This is a genomic window from Paenibacillus hemerocallicola (assembly GCF_006265175.1).
GTDB classification, from domain to species: Bacteria; Bacillota; Bacilli; order Paenibacillales; family NBRC-103111; genus Paenibacillus_AB; species Paenibacillus_AB hemerocallicola.
On record NZ_VDCQ01000034.1, the window covers coordinates 37021 to 53781 of the forward strand.

At 57.3% G+C, this 16761-nt stretch carries 11 protein-coding genes; 2 read left to right on the top strand and 9 right to left on the bottom strand.

The window, feature by feature from the left end; genetic code table 11:
- The first annotated feature begins 231 nt into the window (after nucleotides 1-231).
- Nucleotides 232-786 carry a hypothetical protein gene (locus FE784_RS22285; protein ID WP_139604443.1) on the top strand — a complete coding sequence of 185 codons (555 nt, stop codon included), beginning with the start codon at nucleotides 232-234 and terminating at the stop codon, nucleotides 784-786.
- Nucleotides 787-967: 181 nt separating this feature from the next.
- Here the strand turns inward: FE784_RS22285 and FE784_RS22290 are convergent, their stop codons facing one another.
- Both FE784_RS22290 and FE784_RS22295 read right to left on the bottom strand, forming a co-directional pair.
- Nucleotides 968-6496, bottom strand: coding sequence for a hemoblobin-interacting domain-containing protein (locus tag FE784_RS22290; protein ID WP_176706423.1), 5529 nt, complete (start codon nucleotides 6494-6496; stop codon nucleotides 968-970).
- Between the two features lie 32 nt (nucleotides 6497-6528).
- A complete protein-coding gene (locus FE784_RS22295; RefSeq protein WP_176706424.1) occupies nucleotides 6529-7863 on the bottom strand; it encodes an ABC transporter substrate-binding protein in 1335 nt (444 codons plus the stop codon).
- 146 nt (nucleotides 7864-8009) lie between these two features.
- Here FE784_RS22295 and FE784_RS22300 point away from each other — a divergent pair, with 146 nt between their 5' ends.
- Nucleotides 8010-8870, top strand: a complete 861-nt coding sequence (locus FE784_RS22300) for a helix-turn-helix domain-containing protein (RefSeq protein ID WP_176706425.1) — start codon at nucleotides 8010-8012, stop codon at nucleotides 8868-8870.
- A gap of 121 nt (nucleotides 8871-8991) precedes the next feature.
- On the opposite strand, the gene FE784_RS22305 is transcribed toward FE784_RS22300, so the two are convergent.
- The 7 genes from FE784_RS22305 to FE784_RS22335 form a co-directional block, all read right to left on the bottom strand.
- Nucleotides 8992-9621 (bottom strand): thioredoxin family protein, encoded by a 630-nt coding sequence (locus tag FE784_RS22305; RefSeq protein WP_139604447.1) that lies wholly within the window; start codon nucleotides 9619-9621, stop codon nucleotides 8992-8994.
- A gap of 34 nt (nucleotides 9622-9655) precedes the next feature.
- Nucleotides 9656-11305: an ABC transporter substrate-binding protein gene (locus tag FE784_RS22310; protein WP_139604448.1), complete on the bottom strand. Its 1650-nt coding sequence runs from the start codon at nucleotides 11303-11305 to the stop codon at nucleotides 9656-9658.
- Nucleotides 11306-11375: 70 nt separating this feature from the next.
- Nucleotides 11376-12707 carry an LLM class flavin-dependent oxidoreductase gene (locus FE784_RS22315; protein WP_176706426.1) on the bottom strand — a complete coding sequence of 444 codons (1332 nt, stop codon included), beginning with the start codon at nucleotides 12705-12707 and terminating at the stop codon, nucleotides 11376-11378.
- A gap of 26 nt (nucleotides 12708-12733) precedes the next feature.
- Nucleotides 12734-13600: an oligopeptide ABC transporter permease gene (opp4C, locus tag FE784_RS22320; RefSeq protein ID WP_246132128.1), complete on the bottom strand. Its 867-nt coding sequence runs from the start codon at nucleotides 13598-13600 to the stop codon at nucleotides 12734-12736.
- A gap of 60 nt (nucleotides 13601-13660) precedes the next feature.
- Entirely contained in the window at nucleotides 13661-14614 is a 954-nt protein-coding gene (locus tag FE784_RS22325) for an ABC transporter permease (RefSeq protein WP_176706435.1), read from the bottom strand.
- Entirely contained in the window at nucleotides 14611-15636 is a 1026-nt protein-coding gene (locus FE784_RS22330) for an ABC transporter ATP-binding protein (RefSeq protein ID WP_139604449.1), read from the bottom strand. Before FE784_RS22330 ends, FE784_RS22325 begins: the two co-directional genes overlap by 4 nt.
- A complete protein-coding gene (locus tag FE784_RS22335; RefSeq protein WP_139604490.1) occupies nucleotides 15633-16649 on the bottom strand; it encodes an ABC transporter ATP-binding protein in 1017 nt (338 codons plus the stop codon). The genes FE784_RS22330 and FE784_RS22335 overlap by 4 nt, the downstream gene beginning before the upstream one ends.
- Between the last annotated feature and the right edge of the window lie 112 nt (nucleotides 16650-16761).

The window sequence follows — 16761 nt, forward strand, 5'->3', positions numbered from 1 at the left end:
TACGCGCCTTATTACCGAAGGAACAAAAATATTGTAAGAGGAGTATGAAAAAGCTAATAAGGACAAAAAAGAAGTTACCAAAGTTATTTATAAGTATCCGAATGGAAGCTATGTCAGTTTTGCCGGAGGTACCCGTAAAGTACAAGATACCGCCCACTCGTTACCGGAGCTGCGAGCCCTTCTTGAGATCGGGCTTCGGAATATCTTACTGCCAATAAAGGAGGGGCAACATTGAATATTGGTATAAAAAGCCTTCTTATCCTGCTACTCTTACTCATCGTCGGTTGTTCCAATCAATCCGGTACAGGCCAAAACTTCGAACAAATATTGACCAAAGCTTCAGTTAAGTACTCCAGATTATTGCATGTTCTCGAGGTCCCTGACGGCAAAATCATCTTCTATGAATTGGTAAAAGATGCCGAATCCAGTGTTGGAGCTGCGCATTTAAAGAAGGGACTTGGCGGATTAAAGTATACCTACTCCGGGGGGTACATCAATGATATCCCACAGAAGCTATACAGCAACTTTCTAAAAGAAATCTCTTTGGTTTACGGCGAAATCAAGGACGAGAATATAACGGAAGTGCTTGCGCAAGATGAGAGGAATCAATACACAGCTGAAATCGTTCCTACCACTAATACCAAAAGATTATGGTATATTTATCCGATTAAAAAAGAGGTCACTAGCCTAACCGTTAAAGGCTATAATAAGAGTATTTTGTTAGCGGAAGAGAAACTTGATTTAGAAAAACAAAGCTCTGCTGGCACTTTTTTGAACAATAAGTAAGCTACTCTGACCGCTCACGGACGAAAACAGCCTCTTCATTGTTAAATTTTTGGTAAGTAACGACCGTTCCACATGAGGAGTCGTAGATTCCGAAAAAAGAGGAGCGGCCTTGTAAGCCCACTCCCCAATGCTAACAGAATGCGGAACCATTAATCGCATTTCGCACCACACTCTGCTGGATCTATTCCCCCGTCACTCGCAGAACGTCAAAGTTTACAAAATAATTTGTCGAGCTTTGGCTTTTCCGGCCGGTTACGACGAAGCGGATCTGATGAACCCCCTCCGTCAAGGGACCGGTATCGTAGATCGGATGCTGGTACCGAACGCTCGGATAATACGTATCCAGCTCACCGGCCGCCTGACCGTCCACGTATACGTCCGCGATGCCGCGAGCCGAGCCTACGAGGCTGTGGACCGTCGCCCGGCTTCCGTAAAAAGCGATATCGACATAAGCCTCTTTGTCCCGCGCCTGCATCGAGCTGCCGCCGTAATTTTGCGCGTTCACGTAGTTCATCCAGCTGCCTGAATACCGTACCAGCGGACTGCCGTTGTCGATGATGGCCGGCGGTGCCGGCGGATCGATCACCGCAAGCGGCTCGGAGCCGTCCGAAACGACGCCCTCGAAATCGATCGCATACAACGTATATAGGCCATCGGGCAATCCCGCCGTATCGAGCGTTGCCGGAGTACCACCCAGGACCGGCGTATTCCTGCCGTTCGCCGCGGCTCCGGCGGTCTCGATCGCTTCCCGAGTCGCGACCGTTCCGCTCGGAACCAAGTAGAGCGTCCCATCGGCCGAGCTCGTCGCGCCGACCGCAACGCCTGCCCTCACGCCAATACGCGTCGCCTCGGTCAGCACGAGCGGAGAGCGATGCATCAGGGTGATCGCCGCTGTCGCCGCTTGCCCTGCGGGCACATACACCGCATCGGAAACGGCAAACTCGTAGCCCGGTTTGACCGCCTTGATCCAGCGTTTGCCGGACGGCACCCGCGTCAATGTGAAGTTCCCGGCGCTGTCCGTATAAGCTCGGATCGCCGGATACCCGGCCGGATTAACGATCGCCCCGGCAAACGGACTGCCGTTCGGACCGTATACCGTTCCCGTGACCGTTCCGACCGGAACGGCGGGGGGCGCTCGATGAATCGATAGCGTGTAAGCTTTCGACGAGCCGTCGGGGGCGTGACCGGTCCATACAAGCGATGCTCCTTCTTCGGCGGGGAGCGCGATCGGGATCGGCGTCCCGCTGGCATATACTGCACCCGCCACCGTCACATACGCATCGGCCTTATACGTATCGACCGTGACGCGAATCGAATCGGTCGCCTCTCCGACATTCACTGCATAATCGTCCGTTCCGGGGACAAATTCCGGCACCAGCCCCCCGCCTTCGACCGTTATATCCCGCAAAGCCGCCGCGGAAGTCACACGCTGCTCTACCGTCGCATGCCTGTAGCCGGGAGCGGCGACGACAACCCAATAATCCCCTTCGCCCGCAAAGGCATCCGGACTTAAAACCAGTTTGCCGTTCGTTACCGTATAAACCTGCTCGGAAACGGAGGAGCCGTTTACCGTAATCCCGGCAATTTCATGCTCCCAGTTCTCCGTATTCGTAAATGCCAGCGAGACCGTCTGCCCCGGATAAACGGGATCGGAGGCGACCTGCAGCTGCGGCGGCTCTTTCAATGAACCGTCCGCAGGAACTTGAGCGGATAGGGTCAGCTCTGCCGTTTTCACCGTTTCGCCCAGCTTCAGGCGAACCTCAATGACAGCCGCGCCTTCGGACAGTGCCGTCACAATCCCGTTCTCATCGACGTTCAATACAGCCGGTGCGCTGCTCGTGAACTGCGGAGTGACGGAGGCCGGGTCCAACACGCTTCCGTCCGTGCGCAAGCCGTATACGGCCATTTGCACGCTCTCCCCCTGCAACAGATGCCTTTGCCCGGCTTGCAGAGAGACGTTCTGAAGCATGGCGGTTGACGCGCCCGTCCAGCTTGCCCGCTCCAGGTTGACGATCGAGAACGTATGCTCGCCGGTCCACCGCGTGCCCGGGAAAGCGCTCTGCGCCGAAGAACCGTCGCCGAACAGCTCGAAGCCCGGATCGTGCTCCGCCAGAAGGAGCGTCGTTTCCCCCTGATTCCGTCGTACTTCGCCGATTTCGTATCCGTTCGCGCTCCCGTCGGGATGCGTTACGACCACATACCGGCCGGCGGCAGCCTCCGGCACGGCTGCGCCAGTCACGAGGGCGTCGTACTCGTCTCCCTTCAACCGGCTCTTCGTTGCCGTAATCGTGCCATGCGCAGGCCCTTCGCCGGTTACTTCCCGCTGCCCTTTCCGAAGCAGCGTCCCGCCGACAAGGGTCATATCCCGCACTTCCCCGTCGATCAGCCGGATCATACCCAATTGTCCGCGCAGCGTAACGTCTCCCACGATAAGCGGCTGCTCCTCATGTCGCGGGTTGCTCAGCAAAATATCCGTCGTATCGCCGTATATGACCTGTACGGCAATAGCGCCTTCGGGCGCTTGCTGCGGCTCCAGCCGCTCGATCGCCTCTATGCGGGGGGAAGCGCCAGCTCCGTACGTCTCCATCATCGTCACGAACGCGCTTTGCAAATTCGTCCCGTCCCGCCGCAACAGCAGCTTCGGCATCGTATACTTGTCCGCTTCGATGTTGTTGTCCGCCGATGATCCTTGCAGCCTTGTCGCGCGAAGCGAGGGTGCCCGGCCCAGATACAGCTCACTTGCGCCAGCTTCCAGCAGCCCGGTCAGCCGCAATTTTGCCTGCTCCTGCCCGCCGGCTGTCGTAACCAGCGTCACTTCATAACGGTCGCCCGACAGCACGGCTTGGCTCACATCGCGGATATTGCTGTACAAGCCGTCGGACGCAAGAGCCGGCCCGTATTCGTCCAGCGTCATATCCGTGCGGAAAAAGGCGTCGCGGTTCGCGTCTCCCTGCAGCGTGTATTCGTGCCGGCTGCCTCCGGATACCCGGAATAGATCAAGCACGTAGCCCTGTTCGCCGTCCCCGTCCGCAAACGGAACGAACCACGGCTCCCGACTGTATTCCTCCACCTGGTCATAGGCCGAACCGTATTCGGCGCGCATAGCCTGGAACATCCCGCCATCGGGAATGAACGCTTCAATGTTGCCGCCCCGTCTTGCCGTCTCGCCGTTATGCATCGATTCGCTGTCGACGACGACCGTATTGTGGGCCAGCGTCGATCGGCTGAACGTTCTGTATTTGCTGTTCGTGTAGCCGATGTCCGGCAGCAGCTCCTGCCTGTTCGCGTATAAGCCGAGATGCAGAGCGTCAAGATGCTCGTGCCCGAACTTCGGTTGGAAGTACAAATACAGCTGCGTCTGATCGCTGCCCGCCCCACCCGTCAACCGTCCGATACGGGCGTCCGGCAGCAGCAGCGGTCCGGCGTCACTGTCGGGAGAAACGGATCTGCCGTTGGCCCACGTATCCATAATCGGAACATATTTGCCGTCGGGATAAACGAGCCGGTTCAACCAATCCAATGCTTTATCGATGGCCGGAAACTGCTCGCGACCGTCCACCTCGTCGAGACGCGTCCCTGTGCGCGGAGAAACGTACCCTTCCGGATCGCTCCATCCGCTCAATTGGTCGATAACCGCAACCAGCCCGTTCATAATTTGGGCGTGATAGCTGAGCGTCACCTCATTCCAGAAGCCGTCTCCCAGAAACGCTCTGGCCATGAACCGATTCATTTGTTCGACGACGCGGTGAATGTAATCCGGTTCCCCGAGCGCTTTGCCCAGTGCGACCAGTCCCTGCCATGTCTGCGCATTCAAATTCGAATCCCGGTGCACGTAAGAAAATATATAGTCCGCGGACGGCTTGGCCACCTCGTCCACAAATTTCTTCTCCACATCCTCCTGCACCTCGGCGCTGAGCAGCTCGAGGGCGTTCGTGCGCTTGATCCCGGCATAGGCGTCAAGCAAATAGCGGAGATTGACAAGATCGTTGTACCAGCCGCGCTCCCACACTCCACCCCAGTATGCGTAGGGCGGTCCTGTCACCGGATCGACGGACCGGTTGACGAACGGATAATCGACGGTCGGGTTGTATCCTTCGTATACCCGACTGAATTCGTACACGAGCCTCGCCGCCCCTAGCGGATCGGTGGCGGCAAGGGCCGCCGTCTCTTGGAGCGCCCGCTGTTTTTGCAAATACCACAGGTGAGCCGTAATAAAATAACGTTTTCCGGAGACATCCTCGTAATACGGAATCGAGACGGTCTCGCCCCGTTTGTTCGTCACGATCCATTCCTTGTCTTCCTTGAATTGCTCGTTCGGGTACACGGTGCCCGTTTGCTTCGCGATCAGACTTTTCCCGTCCGCCGACAATTGGTACAGCCCGTCCGGCCGCAGCTCCGGCATTTCGGGCAAGCCGGTGAACCGGAAGCCCGGCTGTTCCGGAATGAGCTCCATAATCCGATTCACCTGCCCGGACGGCTCGGCCCATGCGACAGGAAGCCGCTCCGTGCTGCCGGCAGTCGAGTCGATCCGTTCCAGCCCGCCGGCGATCAGATCCTCCCGGTCGAAGGTCAGCAGCGCGAGCCTCGGATTCGCTCCGCTTCCCGGAACCGCGTACAGCCGCAGCTGATACAGCCCGTCTTCCAGCGGCTCCGGATGGCTGAATCGGACTTCCCAGGCGCCATTTCCCAATGCGTCAATCGCGCTATCGGCGACGGGCTGCCAGCCGCCGTTCGGAGCTTTCCACTCCGCGATAATATCCGAAACGGCCGGCTCCCCCTCCTCCTGCTCCAGAAGCAGACGCTTCTCCGTAAACCCGATATACTGAAGCCTCGTATCCGCCAATCGCCATTTATCCCATGGAACGGGAACAGTTGGCGAAGCGGGGCCGGCCGCAGCGGGAATAGGACCGAAAAATACGCTCCCCAGCCGGTCCTGGTCGATCACCGACGCATACAGCCTGACCGAGGCGAGCGAATCTTGCCCGTGCCAATGCTCGGAATTGCGGATCGGCAACCAGGAGGACAGCGGATGGGCATATAGATTCGGCACCTGAATCATATTCATCCGCCATTCGTCCCCGGGCGTTATCCCCTCGGGAGCGAACGCACCGAGCGGAATCGCCGCTTCCATCACCGTCATGCCGGCCGTTTCCGTCAGGCTGAAGTCGATCTGCCCGATATCGATTCGGCCCGTATTGGTGAACAAGTCCGTACCCGATACGTTCCGCGGCGGATTCCAGTACGTCTCCCAACCGGACGACGGGACCGGACGAATCGGAATATGCGCCGCGTAATGGGCATCCCCTCCCCCCGGAGCGCGCAATACGATTTCCAGCCCCGCCAGCTTGTCCGCCTCCTCGACGGGCCAGCTTCCCCCGACATACAAATACTGGCCGTCATACCCCGTCATGTAGGCCGCCGAAGGCTCCGGTATGCGGTAATAAGCAGTAGTAAAGCCGTCAAACCATGCGGCGTTTTGCCAGACGGACTCATCCAGCACGCCGTCTATCTCCGGAGCCGCCGTCCACTCGGGGATTACGTTCCATTTGACCGAATCGTGACGAATCCAGCCGGTATCTTCGTTGGTTGCAGCCGTCAACCGATCGTCCTCCCTTGCTTGTAATTGCGCATTGACATATCCGCCGCCGGATAGCAGCATCGTCGCGAGCAGAGTCATACCGATTCTATGCAATCTCAGGGTGCGAGCCATCTTCATCGCCCTCCTTCGTTATCGGCCCTCGGTCATTTGCTTGCCGAAAGCTTCGCCTCAATCGCCTTGTTAGCCGCCTCCGTCGCGTCACGCAAGGCAGTGTTGACGTCCATCGCCCCGGTTATGGCCTGGAGCAGGTTTTGGTAAAGCGGCTTGCGCGCATCGGCATAATACGGTCCGAAATGGACGGGCTCCGAATAGCTTGCCGGCGTAAGCGCCTTCAGATTTTTGCCCTGAAAAGCGGCGGCGCGGCCGATCGCGGCCTTGATCTGCGGGTCCCGCAGCACGGGCATAAGCGTCATCTGCTCGGCCCGCCACACCTGTACCTCGTCGGAAGTGAGCTGCTCGACCGCAAGAACCGCCTCTTCCTTGTGCTTGCTCGTGGAAGACACGAGATAGAGGCCGAATATCGCTACCGGTCCGCCTTCCCGGTAGTCGGAAAATACCGGTTCCGATACCATATCCCAATTAACGCGATCTTCCGGCCTCGGGTACTCGGATGCCCCCGACACCCACATCGCCGCGCTCTTTTCCTTGCGGAACAGATCCCTTTGCGCATTGCGGTCCAGCAATTTTTCCGAAGCGTTATAGCCCGGCACTTGGAATAACGGAATGAGCGAGTCGAATAGGCGGCGCCAACGGTCGTCACCGGCGAAAGATGCTTTATGGGTTGCGGGATCGACCACGCTTGCCGCATAGCGGTTCTGCCCGAGAATGGAGTTCAAGTCTCCCGCGAACCCTCTGTACGTAACCCCTCCTTCCGTTCGGGTCATTTTACGGGCAATTTCCAGCGTCTCCTCGTAGGTCATATTGTCCTTCGGGTACGCTGCGCCAAATTTGTCAAACAAGTCCTTGTTGTAGAACATCACCTGATGATTGGCGTAATACGGCAGGCCGAACAGCTTGCCCCCGTCCGCCTCGCGGATCGACTTCAGCAGATTCGGTTCGAACCGCTCCAGATCGACGCCGTATTTTTGGGCCGCATCCGTTATATCCGTCGTAATGCCGAGATCGACCAAAGTCCCGATCGTCGTGAACGAACCGCCGATGATATCGAAGCTCGTATGGGTCGCGAGTGCGTCCTGCGGCCACATTTCCAAAGGTTTTATCGTAAAATTCGGGTATTTTTTGCGGACTTGCTGGTTGATGTTCTGTTCGAAGTCCGCTTGGTTCAGCCCGCCCGGACTGATCAAATAAGTGAGCTCCACCGGTTCCTTCGTCACCGCGACGGCCGATGATTTGCCTGCCTCCGGTGTATCGCCGTTTAGTTGCGCATCGGTTGCGCTTTTGCCGCACGATACCGCCAGCATGCCGATCGCAGGCAGCAAAACCGCCCCGGCCAGACCTGTCTTCCACCCTCTCCTCATGTTCCGATCACCTTGTTCTTCTCGCAAATTCCCATGTTCCCCCGCCTTTCTCCGAGATGGTATACTGATAGCGAACAGGCCTCGTCTTGTCCCAGGCTGTTCTGGCCTCATCATAACAAGGGCTGCGACAAGGGGGAATGTACAGGATGAGAACATACTTAGACTATTCGATTGGACCTTTGCCATTTCGCATCAACAGCCTGCTGGTTTCTCCGTCCTTATTGAGATTAAGCGGCCTGCGCGTATTTCGCGTAGGGTACTTGCCGGGAAGAACGGGAAGAAGGCGCGATCATGTTTGTCAAACGTGGGCGCTTGCCTACATCGTCGGCGGACGCGGCTTCTACCAATTGCGCGGATTTTCTGCGCAGAAGGTGCCGGCCGGAAGCCTGATCCTGATTCCTCCCGGCCAAATATACGACTACGGTCCCGATGCGGGGCAATACTGGGACGAATACTATGTGCGCTTCGATGGTCCGCGCGTGAGCGAATGGATGAGCTCGGGGTACTTCGAGGCCGGTACCGTTGCCAGAGTGGGGATTCAACATGGGTGGAAATTCAAGTTTGAGGCGATAGCGGAGTGTTTGGCCAGCGGATTGCCGAATAAGGCGGATCGCGCCGCACTGCTGCTGGAGTCTCTCCTGTACGAGATAACCGAGGCGCTCGACGGCCAGAGTCCGAAGCCAGGACAGTTGAACGAGCGGACAGCCACCATATTGGACGATATTTCCAGTCGGGTGTTCCATCGTTTCGACGCAAACGCCCTCGCCCTCAGTCATCATATGGCCGTTTCCACACTGCGAGCGCTGGTGAAGCAGCAGACGGGCTTTTCGTTGGGGGAGTATGTAAACCTAGTGAAAATAACGGAGGCCAAGCGGCTGCTCCGGGGCACGGATATACCGGTGAATGAAATCGGTTCCAGACTCGGCTTTGACGACCCCGCTTACTTTTCCCGCTTATTTCGCAAGCACACCGGGGTCTCCGCAACAGCGTTTCGGAAACGGTTGTGAGCGTGATCGCGATCGGCTCGTTCATAGAAGCGCGACAGTCCGTAAATGCAACCAACAGGCTGCCCATCGCCGGCAGCCTGTTGGTTTATTTAGCCATAAACCTACCTTCCGTACAGCAAACTCATGCGCCCGCTGCGGCGATAGACTTTATCTTCTCAATTATCGCCTGCTTCTCCCGATCACGTACGGTCGGCCGCTTCTCCTTCATAAGAAATGCGAAATACGCTTTACGAACGGTCTCTTCCAGCTCCGACGGCGCTCTTCCCCGTCCGTCCCATTCGGGATGTTCGTCCCAGAACTGCTCGCCCCATATGTTATTCAGCTCCGTAATCGAATCGGGACGCTCGATGAACACTCCCAGCTCTCGGCCCGCCTGGTCGAAAAAGATATACGTCGGGATACGGCTGCGGCCGTCGGCGGGCGCATAGCTCTCGGCAATGTCCCGATTGTCGGGATCGCGCGGGAGTATACGGAGCTTCAGCTTGCCTGTCTCCTGCTCGATGCGGGCAAACAACGGCAAATTGGCCACGACATCCCCGCACCAATCATGAGCCAGCACGAGCACGTCGATAGGTTCGGGGATTTCCGCAAGCGATGCTTGCTCCTCCCCGGTCAACCGATACGCCTCGTAATTCGCGTTCAATCGATCTGCATTCACTTGGGCGCTCTCTACAAATTGCCGATACGACACGGCTTCCCGAAAGGCGCGTTCCCTTCTTTGCGGTGTAATGCCGGGCTTGTCAGTACTCATTGGATATCTTCCCTTCTTCTATAATAGAAGCTCATTATTTCAAATCCCACTCGTGCACGTTATACCACATCCCGAGGCGCAGCGGCTTACCGAGCAGAACGTTCTTCGAGACCGCCAACAGCCTTTTCTCCGAATAAATGCTGAGCGAGGGCAACTCGTCGTGGAGAACGACCTGGAGCTGATCGTATATTTCTTTGCGCTTGGCCGGGTCAAGCTCGATTTGCCCGCGATCGATCAACTCGTCGGCCCGGGCATTTTTGAATTGCAGCCAATTCCCCGAGTCGTCGCTCTTGTACAGGCTGAAGTAAGCGCTCGGATCGATGCGGAACCCCCGGTTGAAGATCGCCAAGTCGTAATCGAATTTGCGCACCTTCAGAACGAGCGAAGGCAGATCGTATTTCTCCACCTGAACGTTCAGACCGATTTCAGTCAAGTTTTGCGCCAATATCTCGCCCGCCTGCTCCCGGTTCTTGTTGCCGACCGGGATTAGGAAGCGGATCGGTTGCTTGAAGTCCCAGTTTGCTTCCTTGAGCAGCTGCTTGGCCTTTTCGGGATCGTAACCGTAAGGCTTGATGCTCGAATTGTAGTTCGGATGGCCGATCGGGACCGGACCGTCGAGCAAGTCCGCATGACCTTTGAACAGCTGGTCGACGATCAATTTGCGGTTCAGCGCGTGAGCGAACGCCTGACGCACTTTCGGTTCGGCAAACCGCTTCGTGTTGAAATACAACTCGGCCGGCTCGGTCGGCTCCGAAGAGGTCAGAGCAATGTTCGTCAAGCTTTTGACCTTTTCGAAATCGGTAATCGGGATTATGCCGCCTTTTACGAGGTTCATATGGATTTCGCCGGTTTGCAGCTGGGCGATCAAGTTTTCCGCAGGAAGCTGCTTGATGATGATTTTATCGACCTTCGGCTTGCCCAGGTAGTAATTTTCGTTTCTGACCGCCTCGATGTAAGAGCCTTTTACGAATTTGGAAAATTTGAACGGACCGATCGTCACCTGCGGATTCTGGAAGTAAGGATGCGTATTGATCTGATCCTTCGGTACGTCCTTTAGAATATGCTTCGGAATGAAATAAGCTTTGGTCGCGAACGTCTCCTTGAACAAGGTCGGAGCAATCGGCGTTTTCGTCTTAATCTCGATCGTCTGGGCATCAATCACGTTCAGTCCGCTAATCGAAGCAACGTCTTCATCCAACTTGCCCGCCGTATTCAGCCCTTGAATAAAGTTGAAATTGAAATGGGTGTCCACGAGCGGATGAAGAGCCGTATTCAACGTGAATTCGATGTCCGCTGTCGTAAAGGGCTGGCCGTCGTTCCATTTGGCGGCGGGATTCAGCTTGATGACGTAAGTCTGGTTGTCCTTCGTCTCGATCGAATTGGCCAGCTTGGGCAAAAATTCAAATTTGTCGTTCACATCGAGCAACGTATCGTTAAAAGGCAGAATAGAAATATCGGCATCGGGATTTTTGATTTGCCCGACTGTGGTCGCAGGATTGACGGCACCAAGATAAATCACTTTTTCCTTCTGTCCTGACGAGGAAGACGACGCCTTCTGTCCCGGAGCGGGATCGCCGGCGGACGAATCGGGGTTTGCCGCCGGCTTGGCGGAAGTGCAGGCGGCCAGCATGAACAACAGCGCAATCAACGCGCCTATCGTGATTAATCGGTATGAATGCTTCATGTTCGTTAAATCCTCCGTTTGCGTATGTTATTCGAACGTCCTGACATCCCATGGAGGGAAATCGACTCGGCTACCGTCCGACTCGCGCCTTGCTGTACCGATTCTCCGGGAAAGCGAGACCGAGATTGCCCCTTAGCGTATCATGCTCGTATTCGCTGCGGAACAAATTCCGCTGCCGCAAAATCGGAATGACCCGCTCGACGAAATAAGCGAGTCCGTCCGGATGCGCGGAACCGACGAGGAAGCCGTCCGCGGCCCCTTGCTCGAACCATTCCTGCATCGTGTCCGCCACTTGGATCGCCGAACCGACGAACGTATCGTCCGGCGTACCGAAGCGCAGCGCCGTTTCGCGGAGCGTGAGACTTTCCCGCTTCGCCACCCGCTTGATGCGGTCCGTCAGGCTGCGGTAGCCGTTGCTCCCATCGTCGCCGATATCGGGAAACGGCTCGTCCAACGGGTAATCGGCAAAGCGGACGGAAGGAAATTTGTGCTGAATCTGGAGCAGCGCCTCTTCGATCGCAATGTCCCCCGCAACCTCCCGGTATTTGCGCCGGGCCTCCTCTTCCGTATGACCGGCTATTTGGCTAATCCCCGGGAAAATGAGCAAGTCGTCCGGCGATCGTCCGCTGTCAGCCACCCGCCGCTTCATGTCTTTGTAGAAATCCTGCGCTTCCTCGAGCGTCTCCGGAGTCGTATAGATCGCGCTTGCGCTTCTCGCAGCCAAGTTGCGCCCGGACTCCGAGCCTCCCGCCTGGAAGATGACCGGCTGCCCTTGACGGGAGCGGGCAATATTTAGCGGACCTTGCACGGCAAAAAATTCGCCCTTGTGGTTCAACTCATGCAGCTTGGCCGGATCGTAAAACCGTCCCGTCGCTTTGTCGCCGACGAAGGCGTCGTCTTCCCAGGAATCCCATAGCCCGCGCACGACCTGCAAATGTTCCTCGGCCAGCCGGTAGCGGACGTCGTGCGGCAAATGCTCGGTTCTGCCGTAGTTTCTCGCCGCCCCCTCCAGTCCGGTAGTAACCACGTTCCAGCCTGCCCGTCCGCCGCTAATATGGTCGAGCGAGGCGAACTGCCTGGCTACCGTGTAAGGCTCGCTGAACGAGGTGGTGACGGTGCCGACCAGACCGATCTTCCTCGTAACCGCCGCGACCGCCGACAGGATCGTGAGCGGCTCGAGCCGGTTCAAAACGCTGGGCGTCGAGCTCCCGTCAATATAGGGGCTATCGGCCATAAAAATGAAATCGAACTTGCCCGCCTCCGCGATTTGCGCCTGCTGCACATGATGATCCAGGCTCACATTGGCGCCGAGATCGACCAGCGGATGCCTCCATGCCGTTCGGCTGCTTTTGCCGATGCCGAAAAAACGCGCACCCAGCTTCATTTGACGACTGTTTCCCAAAGTGCTCTCCCCCCGATGTATGGTCGTTACTGCCGGGCGTCAAGCGCGTCGCGCAAGCCGTCTCCGACAAAATTGATGGCCAGAACGGTAATCAAAATCATCGTTCCCGCCGGAATCCACAGCCAAGGCTGATTGGTCAGCACAGTCAACGACTGCGCATCCGACAGCATATTGCCCCAGCTGGCCGTCGGCGGACGCACGCCCATGCCGAGAAAGCTGAGCCCCGCCTCGCTGCGGATCGCCGCGGCAACGCCGAACGTCGCATTGACGATGATCGGTCCGATCGCGTTCGGGAATATATGGCGGAATAAAATTCTCGGCGTGCTCAGTCCGAGCGCAATGCCCGCCTTTACATAATCGAGCTGCTTGATCGACAGCACGCTGCCTCTTACGAGCCGCGCTACGTCGGGCCACGAGAATAGGGCAAGCACCAGGATAATCGTCGTCGTGCTCGCGCCGAGTACGCTCATAACAACGAGGATAACCATCAGCGACGGAAAGGACATGAATATATCCGTTATTCGCATGACTGCCTGGTCTACCCAGCCGCCGAAGTAGGCCGACAGGAGCCCGACCGCCGTACCGAAGGCGACATAGATGGCGACCGTGGCGAAACCGACGATGAGCGAAATACGAGTAGCGTATATAAGCCGGCTCAGTACGTCGCGTCCGACCTGATCGGTGCCCAGCCAATGCTCAGCGGACGGGGCCGCGGAGAAATAAAACGTGACCGCATTCGGGTTTTTGGGCGCCAGCGCCGGAGCGAAGACGGCCACGGCCAGGAGCAGCACCGTAACCGCCAGTCCCGCGACGGCCGCCTTATGCCGCGCGAACCGTCTCCATATTTGCATCCAGACTTGATCGGAGGCGTCCTCCCGTTCCTTGTCCGTTATTGCCGCATGCCGAATTTCGTATCCCTTGTATCCGGATGACGCCACAAGCCCACCTCTTCTCTATTCATTCGGATTAATGCGCGGATCGGCCGCCTTGTACAGCACATCCGTAATCAGATTGACCAGCAGCACGAAGAGAGCCGCCACCAGATTCAATCCCATCAGCGTCGGATAGTCGCGCGACAGGATCGATTGGATCGTCAGTTGACCGAGACCCGGCCATTGGAACACTTGCTCGATCAAAATGCTGCCGCCCAGCAGCTGCGGCACCTCCGCCCCGACCACGGTAATAATCGGAAGCAGCGTATTGCGCAGCGCATGCTTGTTGACGACGACGAACGGATGCAGCCCTTTGGCATGTGCGGTACGCAAGTAGTCCTGCTTCAGCACTTCGAGCATACCGGCTCGCACGTAGCGCACTTTTTTGCCCGCTATCAGCACGCCGAGTACGAACACGGGCAATATCATGTGCCGGATCCGGTCCCAAAAGCCTCCGTCCCCGCCTAGCGTCATCATCCCTCCGCTCGGCAGCCAGCTCAAATGCACGGCGAATATATAAATGAGAGCCAGTCCGAAAAAAAACTGCGGGATGGACGTGCCGACGAAGGATAGGCCGGTTACGATATAGTCGAACCTGCTGTTTTGCCTTACGGCGCTGGCTACGCCGACGGGAATGGCGATAGCCAGCCCAAGCGCCATGGAAGCGGCCGTCAACAGCACGGTAGGCCATAAACGTTCCGCGATCAGTTGTGTCACCGGGGCGAACGAGCTGAACGAGTAGCCCAAATGCCCTTGCATGAGCGTCAGCAGCCACTTCCAGTATTGCAGCCAGATCGGATCGTTTAATCCGAGCAGCTCTTTCCTCGCCTCCAGCATCTCCTGCGGCAGATTCGGGTCCAGCATCAAATCTACCGGGTTGCCGGGCGCCATATTGATAATCGCGAAGTCGATCACCGTAATGCCGAACAGCACCGGAATCGCGATCAGCAGCCGCCTTGCGATATAGGGAACTATCGGAACCCCTCCTCATCGAGCCGTCCGTTCAGCGGCAAATGGCAGGCGACCGCATGCGCTCCACCCGTTAACAGCGGCTCTTCGCGTCTGCATCGCTCCTCGGCGAAAGGGCAGCGCGTATGAAACCGGCAGCCCTGCGGCGGGTTTGCCGGACTCGGCACGTCGCCTTGGATCAGGATGCGCTTGTCAGATCGAAGGGTCGGGTCCGGAGGCGGATAAGCGCTGAGCAATATTCGCGTGTACGGATGCTTCGGACTCTGGAACAAAGCGCGCTTGTCTGCAATTTCCACGATTTTGCCGAGATACATGACCGCGACCCGTGAGCTTATATGCTTGACCGCGCCGATGCCGTGAGCGATGAACAAATAAGTGAGCCGCAGCTCCCGCTGCAGATCGGACAGCAGATTCAGAATCTGAGCCTGAATCGACACGTCCAGCGCGGATATCGGCTCGTCGCACACGATCAGCTTCGGCTCGAAGCTGATCGCTCGCGCAATCCCGATGCGTTGGCGCTGGCCGCCCGAGAACTCGTGCGGAAACCGGTTTTTATAGGCTCGGGGTAGTCCCACCATGTCGAGCAGCCGTTCCACTTCTCCCTCGATCCGGCTTCGCTCGACCAGACGGTGAACGATTAGGGGTTCCGCCAAAATGTCTCCGATCCGTTTTCGCGGATTCAGCGAGGAATAAGGGTCCTGGAAAATGATCTGCAGCCGTTTGCGAACCGGCTTCATGGCACGTTGCGAATAACGGGAGATGTCCGTGTTCTCGAACAAAATGCGTCCTTCCTGCGGATTTTCCAGTCTGACGATCGACCGGCCCAACGTCGATTTCCCGCAGCCCGACTCCCCGACCAGCCCCAGCGTTTCTCCGGCATTCAGGCTCAGACTGACATCGTCCACCGCCTTGACGTGGCCGACGGTTCTCGAGAACATGCCGCCTTTGATCGGGTAGTGCATCTTCAAATGCTCGATTTGCAGCAGGGGCCGTTCCGCTGCAAGCTCGCGATTGGCCTGCTCGCTCATGCCTTCTCCTCCCGCGGACCGGGTTCGTTACGCTTCTGCCTGCTGCCGAACGCTTCCCAGCACCTCACCTGATGATGCGGACCTATCGGCTCGAGCTGCGGTTGCTCCCGTCTGCATCGCTCGGTAGCCGCCGCGCAACGGGGATGGAAACGGCAGCCTTGCGGCATCCGCTCCGGCGAGGGTACCGCTCCGGGTATGGCGTAGAGCCGCTCCTCGCCTACGTCCTCTTCCAGCCGCGGGAGCGAGTGCAGCAAGCCTTGCGTATAGGGATGAAGCGGTTCGCGAAATAATGTGAACACATCCGCTTCCTCGACGATTTGGCCCGCGTACATGACGACTACTTTGTCAGCCATCTCCGCTACCACCCCCAAGTCATGCGTAATAAGCATGATCGCCGCACCGCTGTCGTCGCGAATCCGCTTCATCAGCTCGAGAATTTGCGCCTGGATCGTCACGTCCAAAGCGGTTGTCGGCTCGTCGGCAATCAACAGTCTGGGCGTGCACGACAGCGCGATGGCGATCATGACCCGCTGTCTCATCCCGCCCGACAGCGTATGGGGATAGACGTTCATCACCGCTTCGGCGCGGGGAATGCCGACCTTCCGCAGCATGTCGATGGCGTGCCTGTTCGCTTCCTTGCGGGATAATGACGTATGACGCCGAATCGCTTCCACAATCTGATCTCCGATCGTAAGGACGGGATTCAACGAGCTCATCGGCTCCTGAAAAACCATTGCAATCTCTCTTCCCCGAATATGGCGCAGCTCCGCTTCCGAAAGTTTGGCCAGATCGATTCCGTCAAAGCGGATCTCTCCTTTGGCGATACGGCCTTTCGCACCCAGCAAGCGGATAACGGATAGCGAGGTAACGCTTTTCCCCGAGCCGGATTCGCCCACTACCCCTATTGTTTCGCCGGGTTTAATTTGAAAACTGACCTCATCGACGGCGACGATTTCCCCTTCATCCGTATGAAATACGGTTTGCAATCGGTCAACCTCCAGCAAATTACCCATCATGTTTCCCCACCTCGTGCTCGATTGAACGGTTATGCCGGCAATGGCGTATCGGCTGGCACCGCGAAGGTTGCCCCACGGAAAAAAGACAACCGAAGAGTCGTCTTGTCAT

Bases quoted from the DNA above. Each gene is read 5' to 3' on its own strand.
- FE784_RS22290 (WP_176706423.1), bottom strand. From the start codon at position 6,496: ATGGCTCGCACCCTGAGATTGCATAGAATCGGTATGACTCTGCTCGCG.
- FE784_RS22295 (WP_176706424.1), bottom strand. From the start codon at position 7,863: ATGAGGAGAGGGTGGAAGACAGGTCTGGCCGGGGCGGTTTTGCTGCCT.
- FE784_RS22300 (WP_176706425.1), top strand. From the start codon at position 8,010: ATGAGAACATACTTAGACTATTCGATTGGACCTTTGCCATTTCGCATC.
- FE784_RS22305 (WP_139604447.1), bottom strand. From the start codon at position 9,621: ATGAGTACTGACAAGCCCGGCATTACACCGCAAAGAAGGGAACGCGCC.
- FE784_RS22310 (WP_139604448.1), bottom strand. From the start codon at position 11,305: ATGAAGCATTCATACCGATTAATCACGATAGGCGCGTTGATTGCGCTG.
- FE784_RS22330 (WP_139604449.1), bottom strand. From the start codon at position 15,636: ATGAGCGAGCAGGCCAATCGCGAGCTTGCAGCGGAACGGCCCCTGCTG.
- FE784_RS22335 (WP_139604490.1), bottom strand. From the start codon at position 16,649: ATGGGTAATTTGCTGGAGGTTGACCGATTGCAAACCGTATTTCATACG.